Here is a 13196-nt window from a genome sequence, read left to right on the forward strand (position 1 = left end):
CCCGATAACTTCATAAAACCATTCACCATGAAACAACAGGAAGTCATAACCATTTTTACAAACATTCCAGACGTAGTGAAAAAAAAGCGCCCCGCTGTAAGCACCTATCCGGAACTCGACAAGTTTTTTGAAAAAGGAATGTATATTGAAAGCATCGTACAAAGTTGTGTTGCAGATGGACGATGTGCAATAACATTTGTATTAAGATATTACAGTTAATTGTTACTTTAATTGTTATTTTAATTGTTATTTTAAAACCAGCCTGAATTTAACAGTTGTCTTAGGCGCTCATAGATTTCCCGTTAAAGCATAATAGCTTTGAAACAAATAACTTCAACGCTTCAAGGTTTTAAGGGCCAATTAATTGATACGTGCTAAAAACAAAAAATTGCAAAAGCCTAATTATCAGGAATATGCAAAAAAACAAAGCATTACCTTTGTACCAATAACCCTCACTACATTACCCTCCTACTGCATGCTGTATCAAAATGAACTGTCATGGATACTGCAGAACTTGAAAAAGAAAAATCGCATATAATAGTTGAAATTATTCAATACATACCCAATGCGGTTTTAAGCAAAACAATTATTAAGAAAACTACCGGAAACATTACCGCTTCTTCTTTCGATGCCGGCGAAGAATTAGCGGAAAAAACGTCTCCGTATGATAATTACATCCAAATTATTGACGGTTCGGCAGAAATTACCATTAACGATAAAACCCACTTTTTAAAATTAGGCGAAGGCATAATTATTCCGGCTCATGCCAAACATGGCTTTAATGCGAATGTGCAGTTTAAAATGATTTCCACAATTATTAAGAGTGGTTATGAAGACTTATAACAGTACACAAGGTACCGAATTAAAAACTACAAAGGCGTGTAAATGAAGCTCTACATAAAATACATGGTTAGCATTCGTTGCAAAATGGTTGTAAAATCCGAACTGGAAAAAATGGGTATAGACTATAAGACGCTGGATTTGGGCTATGTGGAAACTGTTAACGATTTGAATGCCAATACCCTTTTACAACTAAAAAAAGCATTGCAACAGGCCGGTCTGGAGCTAATGGATGATCAAAAAGCCATCCTGATTGAAAAAATAAAAAAAGTAATTATTGAAATGGTGCATTATTCTGATGCACTTCCTAAAGTAAAATATTCCGATTACATTGGTGAAAAATTAGGGCAGGATTACACGCATTTGGCTAAAATTTTCTCGGAGGTTAAAGGGATCACGATTGAACATTACATTATTGCCCATAAAATTGAACGGGTGAAAGAATTGTTACTGTATGATGAGCTTAATCTCACGCAAATATCCTACATGCTTAACTATAGTAGTGTTTCGCATCTCTCACAGCAGTTTAAAAAAGTTACCGGGCTTACTCCTTCGTTTTTCAAACAACTGAAATCTAAAAAGCGTATTGCGCTGGAACAGATCTGAATTATACAACTCCTTTTCATAATTATATAACAATCAAAACGTTACAAGTCTTATCTTTAGCTAAATCGGTTACAAGTAAGATTTTGAAACTTTATATTAAAAATATGGTTAGTAACAGTTGTAAAATGGCTGTTGAGGCCGAGTTGAGTAAACTTGGCTTGCATGCTGTATCTGTTAATTTAGGAGAAATAGACGTAAAGGGAATAATGCCGCCGGCAGAGAAACAAAAACTAAGCAAAGTACTACAACGCCATGGTTTTGAACTTATGGATGATAAAAAGGCTATTTTAATGGAGAAGATAAAAAATACTATTATAGAGATGGTACATTATTCGAATAAGAAAATGACTCTGAATTTTTCGGATTATTTAAGCCGCAAGCTTAAGCTCAATTATACGTATATGGCCAATCTTTTTTCAGAATCTCAGGGTACCACTATTGAACAGTTTATTATTTCGCATAAAATTGAGCGCGCAAAAGAGTTGCTGTTGTACAAAGAACTGAACATTAGTGAAATTGCGCAAAAACTGCACTATTGCAGCGTAGCACACCTGTCTAATCAGTTTAAGAAACTAACCGGTGTTTCTCCGTCGGGTTTTAGAAAACAAACAATAAGAAAACGAAGCCCTATCGAGGATATAGGAAATATGCATCACCCAGCGGCATGATACCACTACTGCTTTCATCGCTACCGGAAAAGCACCTTTAAAGTAAAGATTTTTAAAGCCTTTGTAAGGCAAGAACTCCAAAGTTATGTTATTCTATTGCTAAGCATCTCCGGATTCGAACCGTTTTTAAGACTAATACCTTCATAAAAAAGATGTATAACACAACCTCACTTTCATGACGATTACTAATACATCCATACTGAAAAAGTTATTGCTGCTGCTTCTTGTTTTTACAGGAATTTATTTTTCAAAAGCCTTTCTGATGCCGCTGCTTTTTGCCGGCATTTTGGCTACGCTATTTTTACCGCTCTGCAATTGGCTGGAAAAAAAGAGGCTGCCAAAGAGTATGGCTGTTCTCGTTTGTTTTTTATCTCTTACGGCTTTTTTTTCCGGGTTAATTATGCTTGTATCGTGGAAGATTTCAGAACTGATTAATGATGTGGCGCTGATAAAACAAACTGCAATTGAAACGGGGGTGATCATTCAGGACTACATTTTTAATCATCTTAACATTACAGCCGAAGAGCAGTTTAAAATCCTTAAAGAAGAACAACCTTCTTATACCAGCATTATGCAGGTTGTAGTTGGCTCGTTTGTTTACGTTCTCAGCACTATTATTATTATACTGGTCTATTTCATTTTTCTGTTGTACTACCACAACCACATAAAAGAATTCATGCTTAAACTTGTTAGTACTTCCCAGCGAAACGAGATGGAAAAAGTTATTTACGGTGCTTCTAACATAGCACAACAGTATTTAACCGGGCTTTCTAAAATGATTGTGTGTTTATGGGTTATGTACGGGATTGGTTTTAGTGCTATTGGCGTAAAAAATGCCCTTTTCTTTGCCCTGTTGTGCGGCTTGCTGGAAATTATTCCTTATTTGGGAAATATTTTTGGTGTCTCGATTACTATTCTGGTAAGTGCCTTACACGGCATACCATTTCCTGTTTTATTGGGCATTGTGGTTATTTACGGCAGCGTTCAGTTTATCCAGGGTTTTATACTCGAGCCGCTGTTGTTAGGCCCTCAGGTAAAAATTAATTCATTATTCACCGTTATTGCCCTAACGTTGGGGGCGTTGCTTTGGGGGATATCGGGTATCATTCTGGCTATTCCGGCTACTGCTATTTTAAAAATAATCTGCGATAATATTGACACTTTAAAGCCTTATGGTTTCTTAATGGGAGAACCGTATGGAAAAGGTAAAGAAATAGGATGGGTTGAAAAAATAAAAAACAGGCTACTCCATCTTAGTAAAGAAAGTAAAAATAACTAATTACCCATTTTAAGATTTTATCACTCTGCTTACTAAGAAATTATTCTTCTGAATCCGATAACCGATAAAGTAAGAATTATACAACTTAAATAAAAAATTATACAACGATATATGTTGAAAAATAACCAACTTTACTACTGCCAATAATGCCAGGCGGACTACTAACGAAATACTTTATAATACATATCAATTTATTTTGTTCGATTTTGATTGGTTTGTTATTTAAATAGGGGCTGTTGATTTCAATGGCCCTGTTTTTTTTTAATCATAAAAATGGATGACTACCGGCCTTTTTCAAAAACTAGGAATTATGCAAATCATCTGAAGAATTATACAACAATTAGTGCTGATAATTAAGGAACTTTACACTAGATATAGAGATATAAACGAACGTTCATAAACTTTTAGAAGAGATTGTCTGAAACATGATTCAACCGCAATTAAACAAAATTATTAATGCATTATGCAAGTTGTGAAAAAACGAACGTAATTCCTTAACGATTAAACTGTCTGATTTGTGCTTCGATTTTTGTTAAGGCAATTTCTTCTTTTTTTTTTTTTTTTGATACTAATGAAAAAGGAATCCATTGAAAGTCAGTTATCGGATGAGCGAATGCATCTGGATAAATTACATAAAATTGTAAAGGACACGCTTGATGCCGAAGAACTCATTATTCACAATCTTTTACATCCGCCCTTAGAGATTGTTACGCCCGGCCAAAGGGTGTCCGACAAAGTGGCGCGGTTTGGAGGAAGCTGGAAATTCATCATCACGTTTTTTATAGTCCTGATGCTTTGGATACTCTTTAATGTTCTGGCAATCGGGCACTTTAAATTTGACCCCTACCCGTTTATTCTGCTCAATTTACTGCTTTCCTGCATTGCCGCTTTACAGGCTCCCGTTATTATGATGAGTCAAAACCGTCTTGAAGAAAAAGACCGGAAAAGAAATGAAAACGACTACCTCATCAATCTAAAAGCCGAAATGCAGATACGAAGCTTAAACCAAAAACTCGATGTATTACTGGAAGAACAAATAAAGACATTGTTTGAAACTCAGGAAAAACAATTTGAATTGCTCAAAGAAATTAACCGCAAAATAAATAGTCAAAATCAAAAAACAGGAATACCGTAAAAAGGCATTCTTAAATATTAGGTTAAAATGATTTGTCACATAGTAATGATCACATAAAATTTAAAATCATGGAAACAGCAAAAAAAATTGGTATTTGTATGGATGCCGCCAGTGCTCATGTCATCCGGTTCCTTATGGAACCTTCAGAAATAGTTACGGTGAAATCTGAATTTACAAAAGAGGAAGAGGAAAATGCCATGCGCAAAGGGGAAAGTCATATGCACAACAAAGAACAGCACATGCAAAAGGAATATTATAAAGAATTAGGGGATATTATCCTGAACTATAATGAGGTTATATTGTTTGGTCCTACGAATGCTAAAGCAGAACTGTTTAATCTTTTAAAAGAAGACAATCGCTTCAGCAAGATTAAAATTGAGATGAAAGAAACCGACAAGATGAACCACGATCAGCAGCTTTCCTATGTGCAAAGCTATTTTTCGAACACTCGTCCAACGGCCTGATAACAGGAGAAAACAACAATAAAACAATTAGTAATTTCCTCTTAAAAATAATTTTCAAAATAGTAAGCTAGGAATATTGCAAGTATTAAACGGAAAGCTATAACGAATTAGTCGGTCTATTGATGACCTTTACATAGCAGCAATAATGCGGCACTTAAATAAAACGTTATGGAACAAAACAAAGTAATTCCAACACCGGTTAAAACGAACTGGGTGGATCAGAAAAAGAAATTAAAAGAACAATTTCCAACTTTAACAGATGCCGACTTGAATTTTGAAGAAGGTAAAAGAGACGAAATGTTAAAAAAAGTTCAGGCCAAATTAGGTAAAACCAAAACAGAATTTGATGCCATAATTTCAAGGCTTTAACCGCTTTTAGATTAAGAATCGTTAAGTTTTGAATTTAACGATTCTTTTTTTAATGCTTTAACAAAGCGATTGAGCTTCCTAAAACAAAAGATAACCACCAAACTACAAACACACAAAAACGGTACGTACAAATATGCTTTAACACCGTTAAAATTACCACCGAAAATTAAACAGTATAAACGATATACCGGTTATACACAAATTAAATACAATAAATTAAATACAATTATCATGGGCAATCTACTTTATACAATAGCAGTGATACTACTGATTATTTGGGCAGTAGGCTTTTTCGGGTACAGTGCCGGAAATCTTATTCACATTCTGCTGGTTATTGCAATTATAGCAATATTACTACGACTCATACAGGGAAAAAAAGTATAAATAATTAAATAAAAACATCATGGAATCAGGTAAAGTTATGTTGGGAATATTAGGAGGCTTGGCCGCCGGTGCCTTGTTAGGCGTTTTATTTGCTCCAGCTAAAGGATCAAAAACAAGAAAAAAAATACTCAAAAAGGGTAAAGACTATAGCGATAGCCTCAAACACAATATTGAAGAAGTCTATAAAGATGGTATAACGAAATATGATGGGTTACTTTCTGATGGAAAGGAAAAAATTGCTGAACGTGACGTTTAACTTTTCAAACTACAACAACTGGTTTCAAAAATATGTTTTGCTGAGTAATGAAAATAAAAAATCGTATTTATTACGATTTTTTTATTGATACGGCACCAGTAACGGTTTGGCTATTTCAAATTGCTGCAATACAAAATCGTAGGTTCTTATGGTGTTGGTTTTAAATTCAGATCCTGCATCCACGGGAAGATTCGGATAGTAAGAGAAAGAAAACTGAAAGGCATTAAAAACAAGATAGTCATTGCTGATGATGAATCCTGCTCCCAGTTGTGAATAAATTCTACTGTTTTTAAAACCACTGTGCGCCTGCCCCAGTGCGCCTGCAGTGAAACTCAGATAAGGGTTTAACCGGAATCCTAAAAGCTGCCAAGGGGAATACCCTTGTGTTTGAAAGGTTAGCAGGAAACGTTTGGTCCCGAAAAGCGTTTCGTTATTAAAACCTCGTATTCCCGGATTTTCATTTAAAGTAAGCCTGTCCGAATTGGAATCTAAACGATTGGCACCAAGAATAAGCTGGGGTTTTATAAAAAGCCGGAACCTCCAGTTTCTCATTTTATATAAATTAGTAAAATATACCGAGTTGAAATTCAGCGCACCTTGTATGGTTTTCGATTCTTTAAAAAATGTTCCGTATTCCATGCTGCCGCTTAAATATCCGAATTTATAATACTTGCCCATTGCGAACCGGGCCCCGCAATAGAATTTATAAACACCATTCTTCCGCTGATAGCCCGACGTGATATTGTACAGTATGCCCGAGGCAACATCTTCAATAATATTGTAATTGAATATGAATTTGTCCTGGGTGAATTTACGGGATGAAATTCCTATACTGATCAGGTATAAATTTTCATTGGAAAAAATGCCTAAGCTGTCACTAAATACTTCGGGTTTCTCCAGATAATTTTTGGTATGGTACCGAACACTTGTAATCAAATTGGTAACTCTTTCCAATTCGGCATCGCCTTTAAAGATTCGGAATGCATGTCCGGCCCAGTAATCCTGAGATATGTATTTAAAATTCTGATCCTGTGCCCCCAGATTCGTATCAAATACGGTTTCTTTTATGTACTGTTTGTCTAAATACACGCCCGCTCCCCAACGGGCATAGGGTGAAAAAAACGGGCGCTCAATATTCACGGACTTTTCGTAATAGCCTTCCAAATCAACTTTGTATACAAATGTGGATCGGATAAACGTATTGAAAATACTGGGGATGGTGTAACTGGCATTGTAGCCGTTTCTGCTGCTGTTATGGGCATTTTGGTATTCATTTGAAAACTCATGTCCCATTCCTAAAACATTTCTTTCCGTTATATCAAAAGTAGTTTTTGAGGAGGACACTGAAAGAACCGGAATTAAACTCCACGAGTCTAAAACCCGTACGTAAACATCAACCGAATCCGGATGCTCCGAGAGTAATTCGGTAGTAATCTTTACCGCTCTCACATAACGCTGGCTTCTGATTAACCGCTCGGATTCTTTCGCTAACAAGGAGTCTAAGCGGGTGTTCTCTTTTAGTAAAAGTATATTCCTAACAGTCCAGCTACGGGTTTTCATATGCAATGAATTACCTGCTCTGGCGACATATGGTTTGGGCCGTGCAGTGCTGTCTGTTTCGGAATAACCAAAGGGATCGAGGGTTATAATGTTAATCTTCCGTATTACTTTCCCTGCACTTTGTGCATATTCCTGTTTTTTGATTTTATGCAGGGCAATGTTCCTTAGCTCCTGCTTGGCAACCGGTTCAAAAATTAATTTATGCAAAAAATTACTGAACTTTCTTTTCTTGGAATATTGCTCAATATCACGATACATTTTAGAGCTGTCACTAACTTTCGGATTGTCTTGAGCAGGCAGGGTATGATAACTGAAAAGTACCAGAAAAATCAATATCAGATTATTTTTTAAAAACATTGCCTTTTTAAGTATCAAAATTACAAAATAAACATATAAAATACTGTATATCTGTGAATTATGAAAAATATACTTCGCATTCTATAACTTAATATACCTACATTTATAGTGTACTAATATTAAAAAACAGCAACTATGAAAACTACCTGTATACTAGCAATGGCCTTTTTATTTTCATTAAATTTTCAGGCACAAAATGTAAACGTTCAAGAAACGAACAAGACTACAGTTACCACTGTAAAAAATTCTGAAGGGGATAAAAAATTCACGAAAAATGAAAAAATCCGGGAAGTGCAGAATATAGAATTAAACGAAGTGAAACCAAATACCCGAAACACAGATATGAAGGAATCACCCACTACGACCTCCGATGGAAAAGAAAACCCCGTGGGCAAAACCGGTTACAATTCGCGCGATAACCAAAGTAGCGAAACTTGGCGCTACGGAAGCCAGTCCGTTCCCTACTATGAACAACAACATTAAATAAATAAGAAGTTTTTTTCTGGGAATGCGGCTGGTTAAAGCGGTTAAAACAGGCGCTCCGATGGCAACCCCGATGGCATATAAACTGACTAATAATCCAGCTGACGGAATACTGATGTTTAAATCGGAAGCTACGGTGGGTAAAAGGCCAACGATAACAAATTCGGTAGTTCCAATTCCGAAAGCACTGATGGTTAAGGCTAATAAAGCGGCCGGTATCTTTTTGGTTGTACTGCTTGCGGTGGCAGTAGGTGCATACGCTGTCGATTTCATATTTGTATTGCTTAAAATTAACAGTACAAAGTTCCGTCGTCCAGCCTTTGCAGACGATGAGGTACATCAACATTTTAGTGTGAGGTAGATCACACTTTTGGGCTGGTTTTAGAATCGGCTTAAGGTTTCCCGGGTTACGCCAAGATAAGCAGCCAGTAGTTTTTTGGGTACGCGCTGAATGAGTTTCGGCATTTTCTTGATGAGGTTGTTGTAGCGTTCTTCGGCGGTTTCGGTAAGCAGGGATAGGATGCGTTGCTGCAAGGCGATGTACCCGTAATGCGATTTAATACGGAAGAAATGGTTCAGCTTCGGGATTTCATGACACAGGTACTCGCGGTCTTCCCATTTCAGACAAAAAAATTCGGAATCTTCGATGCAGTCAATGATAATGGTAGCGGGCACTTTATTCTGAAAGGCGTTGAAATCGCTGGTCCAGTACTGTTCCATGGCAAACTGCAGGATGTGTTCTTTACCGTTGGAATCTATTGCATAGGCTTTGGTCAGTCCTTTGATAATCCAGTATTCACAAGGCACTAACTGATCTTTCTGGATTAAAAACTGATGTTTTTTCAAAGACTTGTACGTGAAGCGCTGAGCCACCACGTCCCATTCCTCATCGGTTAAGACGCAGATTTCTTCTATGTGTTTACGGAGTAATTGGTAATGCTGTTCCATAGTTTAAAAGTATTTCAAAAACTGCGGGTTTACAAGTTTCCTGAAGAAAAATTGTTTTAGCTCTAATGGAATTCATCTAATAAATAACACCAAAAAAGAACAACTAAAAACAAAACGTTCATCAAAGCACCACGCGACCTAGAACGCGCAACCGTTAAGAAAATTTCAAAGGTTTACGTTAAGAATAATCCGTTGTCTGACCGAAGGGAGTTCGGATAATTTAGGAAACCTTTGAAATTTTTAGGTGGAGCGTTCAAGTCTTGATCTTTTGTTTCTTTTGTATCAAGACAAAAGAAAGATATAATATAAAAAAGATATAATATGAAATTATAAACATATGCAAGTAACCGTTCAGCTTAAAATCAAAAAAACTACATTGAAATTCACAATCAGAAGTCAAAAAAACACCCTCCTTTATACGCTGAGCCTTCCGTTTTCCGTTATAGTATAATAGCGCAACCGAACAATGACAAATTGTATTGAACAGTTGCAACTTCAAGGAGTAAGACAAAATCTAAAAACTTGACAAGATGAGACGTTTGATAAGAGAAGAGTTAGTCAGAAAAGGAGTCCGCAGTATCTTTGACGAAGGAGAAATCTATTATTTTGTTACAGACATTAGAGAAAAAATGCCGGAATGCAAAATAGATTCCGATAAGATCGTCAGAATTCCCGGAGGAGAATTAGTCGTAGAAGCCCAATACGTCACCTATCTTACCGATTTTGACAAAAACAGGAGATAAAGTACCGATAAGGCATAGATAAAGCATAGATAAAGCATGGATAGTGTATGGATAAAGCATGAAAAAAGTTGTTTTGCAAATGTATGCGTCCTAAGCAGAAAAAGATTACTTAAATAACGTTAATCCAAACACTTCCCTCATGCCGGGTTGTTTCTTTTCCTTAACTTTGTATTTTCCAGAAATGTGTTTATGCAAAATCTGTATTCCATAGCAATTTCACCACCGGAAGAAGTAATCGCGACTGTTAAAAACATGAAGGAGGATTTAAACAAAGAGGTGGGCTGGTTCAACAGTAAGAACTCGTTGGCGCATATTACCATAAATGAGTTTAAAACGTCGGAATTACAGTTGGAGAACATTAAAAAACAGCTTACCTACATCTGCAACGGCTTCGAACCGATAAAAGTGCATCTGAACCATTTTGGCAGTTACGACAACGGCGCATTCTACATTGCCCCGGATGCCTGTTCGAAAATGGGACTGAAAGCCATCATGAAGCACTTAAACAATTCGCTGTGTATAGCCGATAAAAAAACCAGCAGCGATCCGCATATGTCGGTGGCGCGGCGTCTGTCTCCGGAGGCTTTGGGAAAAGCTAAAGAGCTGTTTGATGAAGTAGACCTCAACTTTACCTGCGACCATGTGGTCATCCGACAGTTTAACCCTAACATTAAACAGTTTGAGATTATAGACCGGATACCTTTTAACAACAAACCTGCTTATTCACAAGGAAGATTCTTTTAACAACCAATCCCATTATGTTTACTATTGATCAGATTAAAGCGGCTCATTCCAAAGTAAAAAGCGGTGCTGATTTCCCGAATTATGTACAAGACCTAATCAGGCTGGGCGTAACTTCCTATGATACTTATGTGAAGGACGGTCATGCCGATTATTACGGGAAAAATGATTACACGACCTCTTCGGAACCAAAATATGAAGCGTTAAGCATTTCAGAGGAAAGCAATGTAAATCAATTTATTAGTGATCTGAAAGCCCACCAGCAAGGCAAAACCGATTATCCGACTTTCTGCAGTGACTGTGCAAAATCAGGTGTAGCCAAATGGATTGTAAACATGGAAAAAATGACCTGTACTTATTACGATACATCAGGTAAGGAAGTATTAGTGGAAAACATTCCGCAGTAAATCGGGTTTAAACGATTAGTACCATTTCCCGTCTACATAATACCACTGCTCCCCTGCTTTTTTAAAAGTAGATTTCTCATGGTGCGTGTGCGGCTGTAAGTTGCGGTCAAGATAGTACGCTTTAAATTCCACTATGTTTTCGGTGGCTTCCACTATTTCCAGTTTTACCCAATGGTTTTCGGTGGCAAACGCCAGTATGTCTTTTCGGTTATGGTACTTTCGGGTGGAAAGATGGGTAGTTGCCAACAGATAATCGGCATTTTGAACACAATAAGCAGCATAACGCGAACGCATTAAAGCTTCGGCAGTTGGTGCTTTTGCTTTCCCCAGAATGTAAGGTTCACAACATTCGGCAAAAGCCTTTCCGGAATTGCAGTAACAGGAAACACTCATTATCCGTTAATCTTCTGATGCAACTGGTTTAACAATACCTGATATTTGCTTACTTCGATTAGCTGTTCGTCTTCTTCGGCATGATCTAACAGTTCGTCTAATAATTCACTAGCATCAACCAATTTGTTGTTCGCAGCTTTAAGGTCTTTGGCGGCTATTAAATCGATTACCTGTTGTACGGTTATTTGGAGTTCGGTGAAGTTGATGCCCATAGCTAAGTATTTTCTGCAAAACTACAAAGATAATACCTATTCCGATAACGCGGATTTGCAATCCGTGGATAATATTTTCTTCTTTAATTCTTTTCTTTTGTCTTGATACAAAAGAACAAGACGGAGAACACTACATCTAAAAATTTAAAGCACTGCCTAAAATCTCCGAACTCCCTACGGTCAACAGCAGATATTTCTTAACGAAATCCCTCATCCCTTATCCCTTATCCCTTATCCCTTATCCCTTATCCCTCATCCCTCATCCATCATCCATCATCCCTTATCCCTTATCCATCATCCATCATCCCTTATCCCTCACCTCTCACTTTCCAACAAATCTCACTACATTTACACCATGGATTCACTAACCCAAATAGTTTTAGGAATAGCCGTTGCCGAAGTATGTGCCGGAAAGGAACTAAAAAACCGTACCTTCCTTTACGGAGCTATTTTGGGAACCATTCCGGATCTGGATGTAATGGTCGGGAAATTCCTGAACCCGGTAGACAGTGTGATGATTCACCGGGGGCTGAGCCATTCGTTGTTGTTTCATATATTGCTCTCCTTTCCGTTGGGCTGGCTGATTACGCGGTTTGAGAACAGTAAAGTCGGATTCCGAAAAGCGGCTTTGATGTCATTTTGCTGCCTGTTCACGCACGCACTGTTGGATTGGTTTACCACCTGGGGGACACAATTGCTTTGGCCGTTGCCGCATCGTTTTTCTTTGAAAACCATTTTTGTAATCGATCCGCTTTATACGCTGCCGTTCATTTACTTTTTAATCCGGGTATGGAATGCGAAGGAAACAGCGCTTCGTTATAAATTTGCTATGAAAGGATTAATCGTAAGCAGTAGTTACCTGCTGTTGTCCTGTGTCATTAAACTGTATGCCTTGCATCAATTCAAAGAAGCTGCCACCGCACAAAAAATTGACTATACTGAAATTATTGTAAAACCGAGTCCGTTCAACCTGATTTTGTGGAACGCTAATATCGATACTAAAGACGCTTATCTGATGGGCGATTATTCTCTTTTCGATAGTAAACCGATAACCTTTCAGCAGTACACTAAAAAACCAGAACTGGAAGCCCAATTACAAGACAACCCCGATTTTGAAAAGCTGAAAAAAATAAGTGAAGGCTGGTATCTTGTAACCGAAACCAACGGAACGCTGTCCTTAAACGATTTACGCTTCGGTCTGATAGACGAAAACCCGAAAGCTCCCCGGTTCGCGTTCAGTTACCAGTTCGTAAAAGGAAAACAAGGGTTGCACGCCGTTGAAGCGCCAAGAGAACGCGGCGATGCTAAAATGCTGCTTTCCAAAATGGTTACGCGATTGAAAGGGAACTAA

General features: G+C 37.5%; 19 protein-coding genes. 14 read left to right on the forward strand and 5 right to left on the reverse strand.

The genetic code is table 11. From position 1 onward, the window contains the following. Positions 1-27 precede the first annotated feature (27 nt). The 10 genes from G498_RS15795 (at position 28) to G498_RS0114265 (ending at position 6001) form a co-directional block, all read left to right on the forward strand. Positions 28-219, forward strand: a complete 192-nt coding sequence (locus G498_RS15795; RefSeq protein ID WP_131387704.1) for a hypothetical protein — start codon at positions 28-30, stop codon at positions 217-219. A 279-nt stretch (positions 220-498) separates the two neighbouring features. Next, a complete protein-coding gene (locus G498_RS0114225; protein ID WP_026981768.1) occupies positions 499-843 on the forward strand; it encodes a cupin domain-containing protein in 345 nt (114 codons plus the stop codon). Between the two features lie 42 nt (positions 844-885). Beyond that, positions 886-1446, forward strand: a complete 561-nt coding sequence (locus G498_RS0114230; RefSeq protein WP_026981769.1) for a helix-turn-helix domain-containing protein — start codon at positions 886-888, stop codon at positions 1444-1446. Positions 1447-1529: 83 nt separating this feature from the next. Continuing rightward, positions 1530-2114: an AraC family transcriptional regulator gene (locus tag G498_RS0114235; RefSeq protein WP_026981770.1), complete on the forward strand. Its 585-nt coding sequence runs from the start codon at positions 1530-1532 to the stop codon at positions 2112-2114. Between the two features lie 175 nt (positions 2115-2289). After that, positions 2290-3393, forward strand: a complete 1104-nt coding sequence (locus tag G498_RS0114240; RefSeq protein ID WP_026981771.1) for an AI-2E family transporter — start codon at positions 2290-2292, stop codon at positions 3391-3393. 571 nt (positions 3394-3964) lie between these two features. Further along, positions 3965-4528 (forward strand): DUF1003 domain-containing protein, encoded by a 564-nt coding sequence (locus tag G498_RS0114245; RefSeq protein WP_026981772.1) that lies wholly within the window; start codon positions 3965-3967, stop codon positions 4526-4528. Positions 4529-4596: 68 nt separating this feature from the next. Then, positions 4597-4992 (forward strand): hypothetical protein, encoded by a 396-nt coding sequence (locus G498_RS0114250; RefSeq protein WP_026981773.1) that lies wholly within the window; start codon positions 4597-4599, stop codon positions 4990-4992. A gap of 168 nt (positions 4993-5160) precedes the next feature. Then, positions 5161-5361, forward strand: a complete 201-nt coding sequence (locus tag G498_RS0114255; RefSeq protein ID WP_026981774.1) for a CsbD family protein — start codon at positions 5161-5163, stop codon at positions 5359-5361. 231 nt (positions 5362-5592) lie between these two features. Further along, positions 5593-5745, forward strand: a complete 153-nt coding sequence (locus G498_RS15800; RefSeq protein WP_117616544.1) for a lmo0937 family membrane protein — start codon at positions 5593-5595, stop codon at positions 5743-5745. A gap of 19 nt (positions 5746-5764) precedes the next feature. Continuing rightward, positions 5765-6001 carry a YtxH domain-containing protein gene (locus G498_RS0114265; protein WP_026981775.1) on the forward strand — a complete coding sequence of 79 codons (237 nt, stop codon included), beginning with the start codon at positions 5765-5767 and terminating at the stop codon, positions 5999-6001. Between the two features lie 81 nt (positions 6002-6082). On the opposite strand, the gene G498_RS0114270 is transcribed toward G498_RS0114265, so the two are convergent. The 3 genes from G498_RS0114270 to G498_RS0114280 form a co-directional block, all read right to left on the reverse strand. Then, positions 6083-7918, reverse strand: coding sequence for a BamA/TamA family outer membrane protein (locus tag G498_RS0114270; protein ID WP_026981776.1), 1836 nt, complete (start codon positions 7916-7918; stop codon positions 6083-6085). A 351-nt stretch (positions 7919-8269) separates the two neighbouring features. Further along, a complete protein-coding gene (locus tag G498_RS0114275; protein ID WP_026981777.1) occupies positions 8270-8674 on the reverse strand; it encodes an MFS transporter in 405 nt (134 codons plus the stop codon). Between the two features lie 108 nt (positions 8675-8782). Then, positions 8783-9349 (reverse strand): Crp/Fnr family transcriptional regulator, encoded by a 567-nt coding sequence (locus tag G498_RS0114280; RefSeq protein ID WP_026981778.1) that lies wholly within the window; start codon positions 9347-9349, stop codon positions 8783-8785. Between the two features lie 530 nt (positions 9350-9879). Here G498_RS0114280 and G498_RS0114285 point away from each other — a divergent pair. From G498_RS0114285 to G498_RS0114295, 3 genes are all read left to right on the forward strand, one after another. Then, positions 9880-10092, forward strand: coding sequence for a hypothetical protein (locus G498_RS0114285; protein WP_026981779.1), 213 nt, complete (start codon positions 9880-9882; stop codon positions 10090-10092). A 189-nt stretch (positions 10093-10281) separates the two neighbouring features. Continuing rightward, positions 10282-10836 (forward strand): 2'-5' RNA ligase family protein, encoded by a 555-nt coding sequence (locus G498_RS0114290; RefSeq protein ID WP_026981780.1) that lies wholly within the window; start codon positions 10282-10284, stop codon positions 10834-10836. A 14-nt stretch (positions 10837-10850) separates the two neighbouring features. After that, complete coding sequence (locus G498_RS0114295; protein WP_026981781.1) at positions 10851-11240, forward strand: DUF1398 domain-containing protein; 390 nt, start codon at positions 10851-10853, stop codon at positions 11238-11240. Between the two features lie 15 nt (positions 11241-11255). On the opposite strand, the gene G498_RS0114300 is transcribed toward G498_RS0114295, so the two are convergent. Both G498_RS0114300 and G498_RS0114305 read right to left on the reverse strand, forming a co-directional pair. Then, complete coding sequence (locus G498_RS0114300; RefSeq protein ID WP_035744832.1) at positions 11256-11633, reverse strand: YchJ family protein; 378 nt, start codon at positions 11631-11633, stop codon at positions 11256-11258. Beyond that, on the reverse strand, positions 11633-11845 hold the full coding sequence (locus G498_RS0114305) for a hypothetical protein (protein ID WP_026981783.1): 213 nt from the start codon (positions 11843-11845) through the stop codon (positions 11633-11635). Before G498_RS0114305 ends, G498_RS0114300 begins: the two co-directional genes overlap by 1 nt. Positions 11846-12200: 355 nt before the next feature. On the opposite strand from G498_RS0114305, the gene G498_RS0114310 reads away from it, so the two are divergent. After that, positions 12201-13196, forward strand: a complete 996-nt coding sequence (locus tag G498_RS0114310; protein ID WP_026981784.1) for a metal-dependent hydrolase — start codon at positions 12201-12203, stop codon at positions 13194-13196.

Source organism: Flavobacterium suncheonense GH29-5 = DSM 17707 (assembly GCF_000430025.1).
Taxonomy (GTDB): Bacteria; Bacteroidota; Bacteroidia; order Flavobacteriales; family Flavobacteriaceae; genus Flavobacterium; species Flavobacterium suncheonense.